This is a genomic window from Mesonia profundi, assembly GCF_031085155.1.
Classification (GTDB): domain Bacteria; phylum Bacteroidota; class Bacteroidia; order Flavobacteriales; family Flavobacteriaceae; genus Mesonia; species Mesonia profundi.
Genome location: NZ_JAVHUL010000002.1, coordinates 1 through 14654 on the forward strand (window position 1 = coordinate 1; position 14654 = coordinate 14654).

Sequence of the window (14654 nt, forward strand, 5' to 3'; positions counted from 1 at the left end):
GTGGACCTAAACGTTTTCCGCTTTTTATCATCTTTTAAATGTTTTATAAAACGGTCAACCTATATCAGGGAGTGACATGGAGAGGTGAGAAAATGGATTCGAAATTTTGCTAGAAATTGAATTTTGAACTTTCAGGTGTAGGACGTTGAGTGATTTTTGCAAAAAATAGTATCGAAGCGACCGGATTAGAAGTTAGGCACGAAGCTGAAATCAAAAAATCCTAATCCTTAATCTGCATTCTCCAATCAAAAATCTCCAATCGTTAATCGTTAATCAAGAAGATTCCTCCTTTTTTGGACTACCAATTTATCTACACCATCATCTGTTTAATTTGGTATAAATTCAGATTTAACTAAAATTAGGAATTTAGATTTTTAGTGGATAGAAATTTTAAATGTATTTTAGCTACGGCTAAGCAAAAAACACGCCTCTACATAAATAATTTTTTAATAAAGAGAATCACTTCAAACATACAGTTATGGGTAAAGAGTTTTATAAAAAAATGTTGGACAATAATAAAAAGTGGGTGGAAAGAAGACTTTCTGAAGATGAGCAATACTTCAAAAAGTTAGAAAACGGTCAGTCCCCGCCACTTTTATGGATTGGTTGTGCAGATAGCCGCGTGCCTGCAAATGAAATTATTGGCGCTGAACCAGGGGAAGTTTTTGTGCACCGAAATATTGCCAATTTGGTGGTACATACGGATATGAATATGTTGAGTGTTTTAGATTATGCGGTAAATGCCTTAAAAATTGAGCATATTATTGTGTGCGGTCATTATGGTTGCGGAGGTGTAAAAGCAGCGATGGAAAATCAATCTATCGGACTTATAGATAATTGGATAAGACACATCAAAGATGTCTATATGATTTATAAAAAGGAATTGGACGCTATTGAAGACGAAAAAATGCGTTGGGATAGGTTTGTAGAACTTAACGTTAAAGAGCAAGTTTACGATATGGCCGAAACCTCTATCGTACAAAATGCGTGGAGAAATAACCAAAAGTTAACCGTTCACGGTTGGGCTTACGGAGTAGGAACTGGAATTGTAAACGACCTAGGCGTAAACTTGATGGGGAACGATGATTTAGATGAGGTCTATCAATTAAAGTTTGAAGAGTAGATTTTATTCTCTTTAAAAACAGAGGTTAGGAGTATGTAGAATTTTTCCATTGCTGAAATTATTTTCAACTTCAAACTAAAATTTCACACACCCTTGGATTTCTTCGGGATATTTTTCTGATAAACTCTTCCGCTCTTTTTAGAGGGGGAGTTTATGCAAGTTTCCACAATGATTTACAAGTTAATTTTGTAATATTCTAAAATAACATTTTCGACAAAGTTTACCCGATGCAAAAGAAGAGCTCAGAAGAATAACTTCAAGTAAATTCTAACTCAGCTTAAGACTACTTTAAATTATTTTCTTCCATAGTTTCATCTACTTTATTTAAAATTTGAGGCAAAAATACGGGAGCAATCACTTTTATGGGTTCATAAAGAATAGACTCCTCTAAGGTTTCTTCTTTAACAAATTGCGCATGATCATTGTAACTAGCGATAAACATGAGGATAGCGCTGGTAATAAAAACTGCTTTTAAGAGTCCGAAAGCGCCGCCTAAGATGCGGTTCACAATTCCTAAGGCAATCACGCCAACCAACTTTGTCAAGAGTTTTCCTATGAGCAAAATAAAGAGAACTATAAGAATAAAAGTGACAGCAAAAGCGGTAAGTTGTATGTATTGTTCTTCCCAATCAAACTGATGGTGTAAAAAATTAAAGGCAAAATGACTAAAGTGAATAGCGCCATAAATACCTAGTATTAAAGCTACTAAGGAGGCGAGTTCAATAATAAAACCTTTCATAAAACCTCTTATGAGCCCCAAAAGGAGAATAATCCCTAAAACAATATCAATTACATTCATAGCTCAAATATAACTTAAAATCAATAATCTCTACATAAACACTCAAGCTATACGTGAAAAATAAGCTTAAATTTTAAAACTAAACTCTATCTTTGCGATATGATAAGAGACGAAGAATTAAAGAACAGATGGGAACGCGTGCAAACACAACTTTCAAAGCAATTTGCCGATGGAGAGATGATGGATTTGGATGCGATTATTTACCTGATTGGAGTTCAAGAACTAGGACAACTACATAAAAAATTTAAAAAAGACCATAAAATAGATTTGATGCATATTGCGATTTGTAAGCTGTTAGAGCCATATGGTTACTATGAATTTGATTATGTAGATGATGACGGTTGGCCACATTATAAAATTATAGAACATTTACCAGTTTTAAAAGCCGGGGAACAATCTATTATGATGAAAGAAGCCATCGTAACGTATTTTCTAGAGAAAGAATACATCAAATAATTAGTGTGATAAATAGAAATGGAAGTGGAGAAAAGAAGCGCTTAAGATTTTGGCTTTCTTAAATGTAGGCAGTAAAAACTATTTGCCTAACACGCTTTATTTTTTCTTAACTTTGCAGACTTAATTTAAGAGAAGATGATTCAGAAGATTAAAGATTATATTACTGAAGTAGAAAATTTTCAGGCGAAAACGGCTGAAGAAATTGAAGCTTTCAGAATTAAATTTTTAGGAAAAAAGGGGGTGTTAAATGATTTCTTTACGGAATTTAAAAACGTTCCTAATGAGCAAAAGAAAGAATTTGGTCAAAGCATCAATCAGCTTAAAACTTCCGCGCAAGCGAAAGTAGATAGCTTAAAAGATTGGCTGGAGAATCAAGCAGAAGAAAAAGGAGCTTACGGAGATTTATCCCGTCCTGGCGAGGCCATTGAGATTGGCTCGAGGCATCCCATTTCTATTGTAAAGAATCAAATTATTGAAATCTTCTCGAATATAGGTTTTAATGTGTCTGAAGGTCCAGAGATGGAAGACGATTGGCATAATTTTACCGCCTTAAACTTGCCAGAATATCACCCGGCAAGAGATATGCAGGATACGTTTTTTATTCAAACCAATCCCGAAGATATTTTATTGAGAACGCATACCTCTAGCGTACAAGTGCGGTATATGGAAGAACATCAACCGCCTATTAGAACCATTTCTCCGGGTCGGGTTTTTAGAAACGAAGCCATTTCTTCTCGTTCTCACTGTATTTTTCACCAAGTGGAAGGTTTGTATATAGATAAAGATGTGAGCTTTGCCGATTTAAAGCAAACCCTTCTTTATTTTACCAAACAGCTTTTTGGAAAGTCTAAAATACGATTAAGACCTTCTTATTTTCCGTTTACGGAACCTAGCGCCGAAGTAGATATTTACTGGGGACTAGAAACTGAAACCGATTATAGAATCACTAAAGGAACCGGTTGGTTAGAAATTATGGGCTGCGGAATGGTAGATCCTAACGTGCTTAAAAATTCTAATATTGATCCTAACGAATATTCTGGTTTCGCTTTTGGAATGGGAATAGAACGTATCGCCATGTTATTGTATCAAATAGATGACATTAGAATGTTTTACGAAAATGACGTTCGGTTTTTAAAACAATTTAAATCTGTATTATAGATGAAAAAAATAGGGTTTATCATATTGGCCGCCTTTATTCTAGGCCTTATTGTTTATGTCACTTTTATTATTGCCGTAATTAAAATTACGTTAGGCATAATTTTATTGGCTATCGCTGCCGTTTTATTGACTATTGTTTATTTTAAAATTAAACACCGTTTAAACGACTAAGCTTTGAAGAAAGATATTAAGATTACTCCCGTTGAAGGCGTATATGTCGCTGCCGTTTTAGAGTACAATAAAGACTTTCAAATGGATGATTGGAATGTGTATGTCATCAACGAAAACCTCTATCCTATAGAAACGGTTCTTATTGTTTCTAAAGGTTTTGAAGGTAAAAAAATCACCACTACTTTTAGGCATAACTTAAAGTTACTCCCTGCAAAATCTTATGCAAAAGTGGAGTTGCTTCAACCCGATTTGTTTGAAATCAATAACGAATTTTCAGTTTCCTTCTTTTCAGAAAAAGGATTTTTACACCATAACTTCTTATTCCCAAAACGCAGTATAGACGAAGCTAATCGTAAAGAATTACCGATTATGAAAGAAAAAGGAATCTTAGCTCAGTAATTTATAAAGCTTTTTTCGCCGTCTTTAGGTTCATCACTACAATAGAGAGTAAGATCAATACAATTCCTAGCCATTGCGGTAAAGTCACGACTTCATTCAGTAATAAATAAGCCATACAAACCGCTACTGGTAACTCGATAGAAGTGATAATCACCCCAATTCCCACATTTAATTTAGGCATTCCAGTGGTTAGAAATAAAGGAGGTAAAATGGTTCCGAAGATGGCTAATAAAGGTCCCCAAAAGTAAAATATTTCCAGATTAAAACCTTGTATCAACGTAGGCAAGGTAATAGCGCTTACAATGATTAAGCCGCCTAACATCATCCATTTACTTCTTAGCATAGACGGCAACTCTGTAGAAACCGTATTAGAACTGTAAATGGTAACCGTATAGGAAGCTGCAGCCAGCAATCCGAATAAAATACCTCTGAGGTCTAATTCGAAGCTCTCAAATAGAACGTTGGTAGCCAAAAGGGTTCCTAGTAGAATAATGAGTACCGCCAAGATTTTAAGGGCAGTAGGCTTTTGTTTTTGAATGACTGCATCTAGTGCGACTCCCATCCAAACACTCTGCATCAATAAAACGATTCCTATAGAAACCGTAATGTATTGCACCGCCAAATAGTAGAAAATACTGGTAAGTCCCAAGGAGCTACCCGCAACAATAAGCTTTAAGATACTTTTCCTTGAAGCCGGAGCTGCAGGGGTTTTTCTTTTCTTTCCTTTATAAAATAGATTAAGAATCACAAGACCAAAGAAACCAATAAAAAGTTGTGCAAAAGTCACTTCGTAAGCGGTGAAGCCTTCCTCATAGGCCATTTTTACAAAGGTGGTGAGCATTCCGTAACTCGAGGCGCCTAGAGCTACTAGAATGCCTCCTTTTAAAACAGTATTTTTCAAATAGGTTGTATTATCGCTTTCGCGGAATTAATCTAATTTATCGGTAAGTTTTAAGAATACTCTTTTCGGGTTTTTATGCTCGTACAAGATCTCATAGACCGCATTGATAATTGGAGTCCTGGCTTTTTTACTTCCTTTATTCTTGTTGATGTGGTAAGCGCTTTTGCTAGCATAATAACCTTCTGCAATCATACTCATTTCCATTTGAGCACTTTTTACTGTGTAGCCTTTCCCTATCATATTTCCAAACATTCTATTGCGACTAAAAACAGAGTACCCCGTCACCAAAAGATCCCCTAAATAGGCGGAATCATTAATATTGCGCTTCATCTTATACGTTTTTTTAATAAAACGTTTCATCTCTCGTATCGCATTACTCATCAAAACGCTCTGGAAGTTATCGCCATAACCTAAACCATGTGCAATTCCCGCAGCAATAGCATAGATGTTTTTAAGCATAGCGGCATATTCGGTACCAATAATGTCTTCGCTGGTTTTACATTTAATGTAATGGTTACTCAAATGACTGGCTAGGTATTTGGCATTATCTTCATTAGAACAAGCAATAGTAAGGTATGAAAGCCGTTCTAAAGCTACTTCTTCGGCATGACAAGGTCCTGTGATCACTCCAATATGATCAAAAGGAATATCATACGTCTTGTGAAAGTGTTCTCCTACAATAAGGCTGCTTTCAGGAACAATTCCTTTAATGGCACTAAAAATAAGCTTGTCTTTTAAGGGAACAGTAAGTTGGTCTAATTCGGTTTTCAAAAATGCTGAAGGAATAGCAAACACGAGACAGTCTGCTTCCGCGACAGCGACATTAATATCATTGGTTAATTTAAGCTGGGAGACATCAAACTCTACCGAGCTTAAATAATTGGGGTTATGGTCTTCTTTTTTTATATGCTCAATCGCGTCTTGGTTGCGCATGTACCAATGTACGGTTTGTACATTCTCACATAGCATTTTGGTAATAGCGGTCGCCCAACTACCACCACCAATGACAGCAAATTTTGAATCTTTCTTCATAAAACATCGTTCTTAGAAGCTAAAGTACAAAATAAAAAAGGGTTTAAAATTTACAAGGCTTGGCCTAAAGAAATTTTAACACTATTTATGGGTAGAGCGTACAATTTAATCAAAGAATACCACGTTATCCTTAGAGATTTTTTGGTTGGTTATTTAGTTGAAGATCCGTTTACTTTCGTAGTAAACGGATCTTTTTTTAGGAATAAAATCCCATTTCATCTATATATTCCCAAGCCGATGCAGGTAATAAAGGCCGAATGTTCTTTCCTTCTTTGATAGAATTTCTAATAAACGTAGAGGAGATTTCCATGATAGGTGCTTTTATGTAAGTCACTTTTTCATGATGGGCTAAAGTCGGTGTTTTTTTAAGATCGTAAACTCTTGGATAGACCAAAAGGTGATAACGTTCTAAAATGACTTCGTAGTTTTTCCATTTGGGAAGACTTTGTAAATTATCCTCTCCCATAATTAGAGAAAACGTATAGTCTGGAAATTTCTCCTCTAAATGTGCCAAGGTATTCACCGTATAATTAGGCTGCAGTAAACCAAACTCAATGTCTGATGGTCTTAATTTATCGTAACTCTGGGTCGCTCTATGCGCCATTTCTAAACGATCATAATCGGGGAGGAGGCTGCTTTTTTTCTTATGAGGATTATGCGGCGTCACTACTAGCCACACTTCATCTAGGTCAGAAAATTCTGCCATATGATTGGCGATAGCCAAATGTCCTATGTGAATAGGATTAAAGGTTCCAAAATAAAGTCCGATGTGTTTTTTCAAAACGAAAATTAGTTTTATTCACGAAGTGAAGTTTCAAATATTCCGAGTTTCGTCTCGAAATTTAAATATTTTGCGGCTTGCGCGAATTGATTTATTTACTGATAAAGTTTTTCACCAGGCTGTACGATTCAGATAAAGCGGTAGGCAGGTCGTTATTCACAATAATAAAGTCAAATTGTGGCGCCGTCGCCATCTCAATAGAAGCTTTTGCGACCCGCATATTGATACGGTCATCTGTTTCTGTCTTTCGTTTCTTAAGCCTTATTTTTAGCTCCTCAATACTTGGAGGTTGCACAAAAACCGCTAAGGTTCTTTCGGGATAAATGTGTTTAATGTCTAGGCCTCCCACCACATCAATATCAAAAACAACGTGTTTGCCACTGGCCCAAATGCGTTGTACTTCTTTTTTTAAAGTGCCGTAAAAATTATCTCGGTACACCTCTTCCCATTCTAAGAAATCCTCTTTCTTAATATGCGATTTAAACTCCTCTAACGACATAAAGTAGTAGTCTCTTCCATCAACTTCATCTCCTCGCGGTTCTCTTGAAGTAGCAGAAATGGAGAAATCTAAGTTGAGGTCTTCTTGTTTTAGCAGGTGCTTTACGATAGTGGTTTTACCTGATCCCGATGGTGCTGAAAAAACGATTAGTTTTCCTTCAATCATTACAAGACGTTTAAAAGTTGTTCTTTGATTTTCTCTAATTCATCTTTCATTTCTACCACCAATTTCTGCATAGGAGCATAATTAGATTTGCTTCCAATGGTGTTGACTTCTCTTCCAATTTCTTGTCCTATAAAACCTAATTTTTTACCATTAGAGTCACTAGAATTTAAGGATTCCGTAAAGTAAGATAAGTGATTGTCTAAACGTATTTTTTCTTCGGTAATGTCATATTTTTCAATATAATAAACCAATTCTTGTTCAAACCTATTCTCGTCTACATTTTCTTTTAAATCGGCTATTCCTTTTCTAAGACGTTCTTTTACAGCTTCCACCCGTTGCGGATCAATTGCTATAATTTCTGATAAGATATTTTTTATGTTGGTAATGCGAAGCACAAAATCTTGCTCTAGCGCTTTCCCTTCATCCAATCTGTAGCGAGTCACTTCTTGTAAAGCAGCTTCTACTCCTTTTTCAATCGCTATAAACTCATCTTCATCTACTTCTTCGCGCTCTGTTTTTAAAGCATCTGGTAAGCGAATGGCCATTTTTAAAAGCTCTACATCATCTTTGTTTCCCGTTTCCGGAATTGCTTTAAGCTGCGCCATATAATTTTTCACCACAACGGCATTGATAGCAGAAGAAGTTTCTTCGCCTGTAACCTCTGCATATAAGGAAAAATCTACTTTTCCACGTTGTAGGGATTTAGAAATTTTATTGCGTAGGCTTAGTTCTTTCTCTCGATACTGAGAAGGCATACGGGCGTTAAGATCTAAATTTTTACTATTTAAAGTTTTAATTTCAATAGTGATTTTCTTATTGGGAAGCTCTACCGTATGCTTGCCAAAACCAGTCATGGATTGAATCATGTCTCTTTTTTAAAGTTGAGCAAAGGTAATAAAAACTAATAGTTTAACGATAAATAATCTCCTTTGCTGTGAGTACTGGGTTTTGCGTTAAATAAAAACAAAAACGTATAGGGTTTGCTTTAAATTTATTATGCTTGCGTAATAAAACACAATCATGTATACAAAAGACTTTGAAATCCGCTGGAGCGATATAGACGCCAATAGACATTTAGCCAATTCGGCTTATATGAATTTTATGAGTCATACCAGGATGGCTTTTTTAATGGAACACGGCTTTGGCCAAAAACAATTGGCTCAACATAACATTGGACCTGTGGTTTTTTATGAACATATCTATTATTTTAAGGAAATCTTTGCAGGGAAACCCATCAAAGTAAGTTTAGAACTTAAAGGGATCTCTGAAGACGGGATGTTTTTTGAATTTCTTCATAATATCTACGATGCTAAAGGAAAGAATTGCGCAAGTTGCGAAATGTTAGGTTCTTGGATTGACCTTAAAGACAGAACCTTAGTCACGTTACCGAAAGATCTTTTGAAAGAATTAAATTCTTTAGGAAAAACAGAAGACTTTAAAATTCTCACTAAAGAAGACACGAGAAAGTTTGGTAAGAAGCCAAAGCATATAGACCCTAGCTTACTGTAATCATACGGTAGAACTATAAAAAAATCCGCTAAGAGTGTAGCTTCTAGCGGATTTTTATGTTGATAATAGTAACCTAAGAGTCTAAATCTTGTAAAGAAACACTTAAGAATTCAGCTGCTTCTTTAGTGCTTCGACCGTTTTTTTACTATTGCCGATAAAAATGTGGTCTTCAATGACAAACACAGGTCTTTTAAGAAAAGTATAATGTTCTAAAAGCAAGTTTTTGTAATCTGCTTCAGACAATGATTTGTTTTTTAAATCCTGTTCTTTATAGCGTTTTGCTCTTTTGTTGAATAAAGATTCATAGCTCTGTGATAAGGCATACAATTCTTCCAATTGAACTTCGGTTAAGGCTTCTTTTTTTACATCTTGCTTCACAAAATCTGAAGCTAGCTCTATTTCTTTTAAAATTCTTTTACAGGTATCGCAAGTGGATAGGTAATAAACTTTTTTCATATTTAATAATTTAGCCAAGTTTCAACATCTTTTTTAGGAAAAGAAAGCTTTATATCTCCTTCTGCATAGCTTGCTGCTTCATAAGGATTGTAAATCATATGCAAGCTATCTTTGGTTATGGCCATGTTTTCTGGTAATTTAAATTCATCGTTTTCAAAAAAGAATCCGTTTTTGTTTAGACTCTCCGTTTCAGAAAGATGAAACTTTTTTCTAAACATTCCTTCCGCGTAAGCTTTAAAAGCCTTCTCATTTTTTAAAAGTGCTTTAGGTTCTATTCTTTTGGCATTCACTTTATCATAGGTATTATATAATTTGGCTCCGTACCCGTGAGCACCTCCCGTATAGTTGTAAAATATAGAGGATATGACCAAAATGCTATCACTTTCAAAAAGTTTTTCTTGTCTAATATAGAGTTCGTAAACGGCATGGGAATCTGGAAAATCATTCTTAAAATTAGCGTACTCTTCCATAAACTTATCAACGCTCTTGTCTATATGATCTTGCGGAATTGAATCTGAAGGAGTAAGCACAATCTCTGTTAAGCTCTTTTCATTTAACTGATTGATTTTTTTACCAGCATTCGTAGCATCTGTAATGTGTAAATATTCAATGTCTAGCTTAGGACACGGATTCATTTTACAAATATCTAAACTGTCTTTAGAAATGGTTTTGGTATCGTAGCTAAAAGTTGGATTCTTGGAGGAAGTTTCTTCTGTGGAAGTATCTTTATCTAACTTTTGCTTTTGATCTTCTTTACAGCTTAGACTTAAAATAAGAATTAAGCATAAACTTAAAAGTGAATTTTTTTTCATCGGTGTATATTAATGTTAAACTACAACTAAAGGTAAGGTCAATTTTGGGAATCGGCAAATGCAATGGTATTTTTGATGTACATTTTTTAAATAAAGTTTTATGAAATTCAACACAAAGACGATACATGGCGGACAAGAAAACATAGATCCGGCCTACAATTCTGTTATGCCTCCCATATATCAAACTTCCACCTATGCGCAATCTACTCCAGGGGGACATAAAGGTTTTGAATATTCACGAAGTGGAAACCCTACCCGCTCTGCTTTAGAAAAATCTGTTGCAAGTTTAGAAAACGGAAATTACGGTTTGGCATTTGGGTCTGGACTGGCAGCAATTGATGCGGTTTTAAAATTATTGAAACCTGGGGATGAGGTCATTTCTACTAGCGATTTATATGGCGGAACGTACCGTTTATTTACGGGTATTTTTGAAGACTTCGGAATTAAATTTCACTTTATTGGGATGAGCGAGGCCAAAAATATTGAAAACTATGTGAATGATCACACCAAGTTGATTTGGGTAGAAACGCCAACCAACCCCATGATGAATATTATTGATCTGGAAGCGGTAGCAAAAATCAGTAATAAACATGAGATCTTATTGGCGGTAGACAACACCTTTGCGACTCCGTATTTGCAACAACCTTTAGCTATAGGTGCCGATATTGTGATGCATAGCGCCACCAAATACTTAGGAGGTCATAGTGATGTGGTCATGGGCGTACTGGCCGTAAAAGAGGAAGCACTAGCCAGCCGACTTTATTTTATTCAGAATGCAAGTGGAGCCGTGGCAGGGCCACAAGATAGCTTCTTAGTGTTGAGAGGAATAAAGACACTCCACTTAAGAATGCAAAGACATTGTGAGAATGGGAAAGCGGTAGGTGAATTTTTAAATCGTCATCCCAAAGTAGATAAGGTATATTGGCCAGGGCTTCCATCACATCCTAATCATGAAATTGCCAAAAGACAAATGAAGGATTTTGGCGGCATGGTTTCCTTCACTACAAAAGACAATAGCTTGTCTGGAGCGATTTCTTTTCTAGAAAAATTAAAGGTATTCACCTTAGCGGAATCTCTTGGCGGAGTAGAATCTTTAGCAGGACATCCTGCAAGTATGACGCACGCTTCTATTCCTAAAGAGGAAAGAGAAAAATTAGGCGTGGTAGATTCACTAATCCGTTTAAGTGTAGGGGTTGAAGATGAGCAAGATTTACTGGAAGATTTGAAACAAGCTTTGGGATAGTGTTCTTAGGATGCTTTTTTATAGCGTACATTTTTTGAAGCCTAGCTCTAGAGATATAAGTATATTTGCTCCCGCGTTACAATAATATCATTTACACCTAGTTATAACTTGATGAAACGAATAGTTCTCCTTTTCTTTTTCTTTAGTCTCTTTTCTCAAGCACAAGAGCAAAATCCAAATTGGGAAGATTTATTCTCGTATTATAGCATCCAAGATATTTCAACGGGGGGCGGTAAGGTTTTCGCTGCCGCGGAAAACTCTGTATTCTCTTACCGAATAGGAACTCAAGAAATTGAAAAAATATCTTCTATTCAAGGGCTCTCAAGTGAAAAAATAAATACTATCTATTATTCTGCGAATTACAACCTATTATTTATAGGCTATAAAACAGGATTAATGGATGTGTATAACCCCCAAGATAAAACGGTTTTAAAAGTGATAAATATCACTGAAAAAGTGACAATTACCCCCGCTAACAGAAGAATTAATCATTTTTATGAATATGGAGATAAACTGTTTATCTCTACCAACTATGGAATTTCAGAGTTTAGGTTAAACAATCTTGAATTTGGAGATACGTATTTTATTGGGGATGCTGGCGAGCAGCTTCAGGTGACGCAAACCACTGTTTTTAACGATAAGATTTATGCAGCTACTCAGCAAGGAGGACTTCGTTTTTCAGACGTGAATAGTCCTAATTTGGTAGATTTCTCTTTGTGGCAAAACATCACTAATAATTCTTTTAGAGGTGTGGTGACGCTTAATAATGCTGTTTATATAATGAGCAATAACAATACCTTACAACAATTGCAAGGGAATAATTTTATCAATAAGGATCAATTTAATCAGGAGGTGAGAGACTTCCGTGTCAACGAAGAAAAACTCATCGTGACTACTTCCAATAGAGTTAAAATTTATGACAATCAATTAAGTACGCTCGTTAACATTTCTAATTTTAGTGATTTTTCACCTAATTTAAGTAGTGCAACTATCTTTCAAGAAGTTATTTATCTGGGAGATTTAAATGAAGGTTTACTGGCTGCGACACCTAGTAATACAAGTGCCTTTCAGTTTTTAAGTCCGGATGGGCCTTTACGAAATGATGTATTTAGCCTCTCAGTCATACCAAATGAGGTTTGGGTGACTTATGGAGAATATGACGTATTTTTTAATCCATATCCTTTAAAAAGAGCGGGAGTTAGTCATCTTGTGAATGAGGAATGGATAAATATTCCTTTTGAAAGTTTAGACGAAACAGAAGAAATAACTAGAACAGCGATAAACCCATCTAATACCAATCAGGTTTTTTTAAGCTCATTTTTCGGGGGCGTATTAGATATTCAAGATAACGAACTTCAAAATAAATATGATATCACCAACTCTCCTTTGCAAAGTGTAGTAGGTAATGACGTAAGAGTTAACGGAATTGCTTTTGATAGAGATGGGAATCTTTGGGGGAATGTTTCTAGAGTAGATAATGGATTATTTAAACTTTCTTCTGGTGGAAGTTTTCAAGTTTTTGATACTTCAGAAATAGTTCCAGGAGGTGGAAATGATAATTTAGGACTGTCTGAGTTAATAATAGACAATTCGGGGAATGTTTACTTTGGAAGTTATATAGACGGTATTGTAGGTTATCAACCCTCAACAAATACCTTTGCTAAGGTTAAAGGAGGGGAAACGGCAGGAAACCTTCCTAATAATTATGTAAAAAGTCTAGCTTTAGACAACAACAATCAACTCTGGGTAGGAACCGCTAGAGGCTTGAGAGTATTATATGGCCCTTCGGGAATGTTTGATGATCCCAATACGAGTGCCAATGAGATTATTATTTTAGATGATGATGGCGTAGCACAAGAACTTTTAGTGGGGAGTAGTATTTCTGCGATTACTGTAGACGGAAATAACAACAAATGGATTGCCACTGAAGCTGGTGCTTTTTATCTTTCTTCTAACGGACAAGAAACCATTTATAGGTTTACTAAAGAAAACTCGCCCCTACCGTCCAATTCAGTTACCGATATTGAAGTAGATGAGGCTAGTGGAAAAGTGTATATAGGAACTAGTAATGGGTTGGTCGCTTTTAGAGGGACGGCAACTTCCTCTGTAGAAACTTTTGATGAAGTAAGAGCTTTTCCTAATCCGGTAAGACCAGGATATTCTGGGATGGTTACTATAGACGGCTTACGGGAAGGTGCCAACGTAAAAATCACCGACATTGAAGGGAATTTGGTGTATGAAGTTTTTTCTGAAGGAGGAAGTGTACAGTGGGACAGTAGGGCTTTTGGAAAACATAAAGTAGCCTCGGGTGTATATATGGTATTGATTAGCTCAAAAGATCAATTAGAAACCAAAGTGACCAAAATCATGGTAATTAGATAATGCTCATAAATACTAGGGCCATAGTAATTCAGTCTATTCGCTATAGCGAAGCAGATCTTATTGTAAAGTGTTTTACAGAAAGCAGCGGTCTTAAATCTTACCTGTGTCGCAACATACTAAAAAGTAAGAAAGGGAAGTTAAAAGCATCCATGTTTCAGGTGCTTACTCAATTAGATTTGGTTGCCAATCATAAGGACAAAGGCACTTTAGAAAACATTAGAGAAGCCAAGGTGAATCCGCCATATCAGGAAATTCCTGTAGATGTTTATAAGTCTTCCATTGCACTTTTTTTAGCCGAAGTACTTCGGAATAGCATTCAGGAAGAAGAAAAAAATGAAGCTTTATTTCAGTTTTTAGAACAGTCTTTTTCGAGCTTAGATCAAACCGCGCATTTTGCTAATTTCCATTTGTGGTTTTTGGTGAAATTAACGCAGTATGTTGGTTTTTATCCCAATACTTCTACCTTAGAAGCACCGTTTTTTAATCTTTTAGACGGAGATTTTCAGCTTTCTGAAACTAATAAATACTGTATCAGCAATTCTAATACCTATTTATTGAAACAGTTTTTGGAGCTTCCAGCATCAGAATCATTTCAGCTAAAGCTAAATAAAACCCAACGTAAAAATTTTTTAGAAATGATGCTGCTCTACTATGAGTTGCACTTGCAGGGCTTTAGAAAGCCAAAATCCTTAGAGATCTTACAGCAAATATTTTAAGTTGTAGAAATCACTTTCAACTTAAGCTAGGTTTTATCTCTCAATTTATTCC

General features: G+C 35.6%; 17 protein-coding genes. 9 read left to right on the forward strand and 8 right to left on the reverse strand.

Annotated features, from left to right (window positions below):
• Positions 1-478: 478 nt before the first annotated feature.
• Positions 479-1123 carry a carbonate dehydratase gene (gene can / locus RBU60_RS01065; protein ID WP_308862761.1) on the forward strand — a complete coding sequence of 215 codons (645 nt, stop codon included), beginning with the start codon at positions 479-481 and terminating at the stop codon, positions 1121-1123.
• Between the two features lie 283 nt (positions 1124-1406).
• Here can and RBU60_RS01070 read toward each other — a convergent pair whose 3' ends face one another.
• A complete protein-coding gene (locus RBU60_RS01070) occupies positions 1407-1922 on the reverse strand; it encodes a CvpA family protein (RefSeq protein WP_308862762.1) in 516 nt (171 codons plus the stop codon).
• Positions 1923-2021: 99 nt separating this feature from the next.
• Between RBU60_RS01070 and RBU60_RS01075 the strand changes: the two genes are divergently transcribed.
• The 4 genes from RBU60_RS01075 to RBU60_RS01090 all read left to right on the forward strand — a co-directional run bounded on the left by RBU60_RS01075 (position 2022) and on the right by RBU60_RS01090 (position 4106).
• Positions 2022-2378 carry a hypothetical protein gene (locus tag RBU60_RS01075; protein WP_308862763.1) on the forward strand — a complete coding sequence of 119 codons (357 nt, stop codon included), beginning with the start codon at positions 2022-2024 and terminating at the stop codon, positions 2376-2378.
• A gap of 135 nt (positions 2379-2513) precedes the next feature.
• Complete coding sequence (gene pheS, locus RBU60_RS01080) at positions 2514-3536, forward strand: phenylalanine--tRNA ligase subunit alpha (protein ID WP_308862764.1); 1023 nt, start codon at positions 2514-2516, stop codon at positions 3534-3536.
• Positions 3537-3707, forward strand: a complete 171-nt coding sequence (locus RBU60_RS01085; protein ID WP_308862765.1) for a hypothetical protein — start codon at positions 3537-3539, stop codon at positions 3705-3707.
• A gap of 3 nt (positions 3708-3710) precedes the next feature.
• A complete protein-coding gene (locus RBU60_RS01090) occupies positions 3711-4106 on the forward strand; it encodes a hypothetical protein (protein WP_308862766.1) in 396 nt (131 codons plus the stop codon).
• A gap of 1 nt (position 4107) precedes the next feature.
• Here the strand turns inward: RBU60_RS01090 and RBU60_RS01095 are convergent, their stop codons facing one another.
• From RBU60_RS01095 to RBU60_RS01115, 5 genes are all read right to left on the reverse strand, one after another.
• Complete coding sequence (locus RBU60_RS01095) at positions 4108-5007, reverse strand: EamA family transporter (RefSeq protein ID WP_308862767.1); 900 nt, start codon at positions 5005-5007, stop codon at positions 4108-4110.
• 27 nt (positions 5008-5034) lie between these two features.
• A complete protein-coding gene (locus RBU60_RS01100) occupies positions 5035-6039 on the reverse strand; it encodes an NAD(P)H-dependent glycerol-3-phosphate dehydrogenase (RefSeq protein ID WP_308862768.1) in 1005 nt (334 codons plus the stop codon).
• A gap of 196 nt (positions 6040-6235) precedes the next feature.
• Entirely contained in the window at positions 6236-6820 is a 585-nt protein-coding gene (nadD, locus tag RBU60_RS01105; RefSeq protein WP_308862769.1) for a nicotinate (nicotinamide) nucleotide adenylyltransferase, read from the reverse strand.
• Between the two features lie 91 nt (positions 6821-6911).
• Positions 6912-7484 carry a guanylate kinase gene (gmk, locus tag RBU60_RS01110; RefSeq protein ID WP_308862770.1) on the reverse strand — a complete coding sequence of 191 codons (573 nt, stop codon included), beginning with the start codon at positions 7482-7484 and terminating at the stop codon, positions 6912-6914.
• Positions 7484-8350: a YicC/YloC family endoribonuclease gene (locus RBU60_RS01115; RefSeq protein ID WP_308862771.1), complete on the reverse strand. Its 867-nt coding sequence runs from the start codon at positions 8348-8350 to the stop codon at positions 7484-7486. The genes gmk and RBU60_RS01115 overlap by 1 nt, the downstream gene beginning before the upstream one ends.
• Before the next feature lie 154 nt (positions 8351-8504).
• Between RBU60_RS01115 and RBU60_RS01120 the strand changes: the two genes are divergently transcribed.
• Positions 8505-8993 carry an acyl-CoA thioesterase gene (locus RBU60_RS01120; protein ID WP_308862772.1) on the forward strand — a complete coding sequence of 163 codons (489 nt, stop codon included), beginning with the start codon at positions 8505-8507 and terminating at the stop codon, positions 8991-8993.
• 102 nt (positions 8994-9095) lie between these two features.
• On the opposite strand, the gene RBU60_RS01125 is transcribed toward RBU60_RS01120, so the two are convergent.
• A complete protein-coding gene (locus tag RBU60_RS01125) occupies positions 9096-9449 on the reverse strand; it encodes an arsenate reductase family protein (RefSeq protein WP_308862773.1) in 354 nt (117 codons plus the stop codon).
• A 2-nt stretch (positions 9450-9451) separates the two neighbouring features.
• Positions 9452-10261, reverse strand: a complete 810-nt coding sequence (locus RBU60_RS01130; RefSeq protein WP_308862774.1) for a DUF3298 and DUF4163 domain-containing protein — start codon at positions 10259-10261, stop codon at positions 9452-9454.
• A 100-nt stretch (positions 10262-10361) separates the two neighbouring features.
• On the opposite strand from RBU60_RS01130, the gene RBU60_RS01135 reads away from it, so the two are divergent.
• From RBU60_RS01135 to recO, 3 genes are all read left to right on the forward strand, one after another.
• Positions 10362-11504, forward strand: a complete 1143-nt coding sequence (locus RBU60_RS01135; protein WP_308862775.1) for a cystathionine gamma-synthase — start codon at positions 10362-10364, stop codon at positions 11502-11504.
• A gap of 111 nt (positions 11505-11615) precedes the next feature.
• Positions 11616-13886, forward strand: coding sequence for a type IX secretion system anionic LPS delivery protein PorZ (gene porZ, locus RBU60_RS01140; RefSeq protein WP_308862776.1), 2271 nt, complete (start codon positions 11616-11618; stop codon positions 13884-13886).
• Complete coding sequence (gene recO / locus RBU60_RS01145; protein ID WP_308862777.1) at positions 13886-14602, forward strand: DNA repair protein RecO; 717 nt, start codon at positions 13886-13888, stop codon at positions 14600-14602. Before porZ ends, recO begins: the two co-directional genes overlap by 1 nt.
• Positions 14603-14654: the final 52 nt, after the last annotated feature.

What these genes read in the sequence shown, in the direction of transcription:
- RBU60_RS01120 (WP_308862772.1), top strand. Translation starts at nt 8,505, where the DNA reads ATGTATACAAAAGACTTTGAAATCCGCTGGAGCGATATAGACGCCAAT.
- pheS (WP_308862764.1), top strand. Translation starts at nt 2,514, where the DNA reads ATGATTCAGAAGATTAAAGATTATATTACTGAAGTAGAAAATTTTCAG.
- RBU60_RS01115 (WP_308862771.1), bottom strand. Translation starts at nt 8,350, where the DNA reads ATGATTCAATCCATGACTGGTTTTGGCAAGCATACGGTAGAGCTTCCC.
- can (WP_308862761.1), top strand. Translation starts at nt 479, where the DNA reads ATGGGTAAAGAGTTTTATAAAAAAATGTTGGACAATAATAAAAAGTGG.
- recO (WP_308862777.1), top strand. Translation starts at nt 13,886, where the DNA reads ATGCTCATAAATACTAGGGCCATAGTAATTCAGTCTATTCGCTATAGC.
- RBU60_RS01135 (WP_308862775.1), top strand. Translation starts at nt 10,362, where the DNA reads ATGAAATTCAACACAAAGACGATACATGGCGGACAAGAAAACATAGAT.
- porZ (WP_308862776.1), top strand. Translation starts at nt 11,616, where the DNA reads ATGAAACGAATAGTTCTCCTTTTCTTTTTCTTTAGTCTCTTTTCTCAA.
- RBU60_RS01085 (WP_308862765.1), top strand. Translation starts at nt 3,537, where the DNA reads ATGAAAAAAATAGGGTTTATCATATTGGCCGCCTTTATTCTAGGCCTT.
- RBU60_RS01125 (WP_308862773.1), bottom strand. Translation starts at nt 9,449, where the DNA reads ATGAAAAAAGTTTATTACCTATCCACTTGCGATACCTGTAAAAGAATT.
- RBU60_RS01100 (WP_308862768.1), bottom strand. Translation starts at nt 6,039, where the DNA reads ATGAAGAAAGATTCAAAATTTGCTGTCATTGGTGGTGGTAGTTGGGCG.
- RBU60_RS01070 (WP_308862762.1), bottom strand. Translation starts at nt 1,922, where the DNA reads ATGAATGTAATTGATATTGTTTTAGGGATTATTCTCCTTTTGGGGCTC.
- gmk (WP_308862770.1), bottom strand. Translation starts at nt 7,484, where the DNA reads ATGATTGAAGGAAAACTAATCGTTTTTTCAGCACCATCGGGATCAGGT.
- RBU60_RS01130 (WP_308862774.1), bottom strand. Translation starts at nt 10,261, where the DNA reads ATGAAAAAAAATTCACTTTTAAGTTTATGCTTAATTCTTATTTTAAGT.
- RBU60_RS01075 (WP_308862763.1), top strand. Translation starts at nt 2,022, where the DNA reads ATGATAAGAGACGAAGAATTAAAGAACAGATGGGAACGCGTGCAAACA.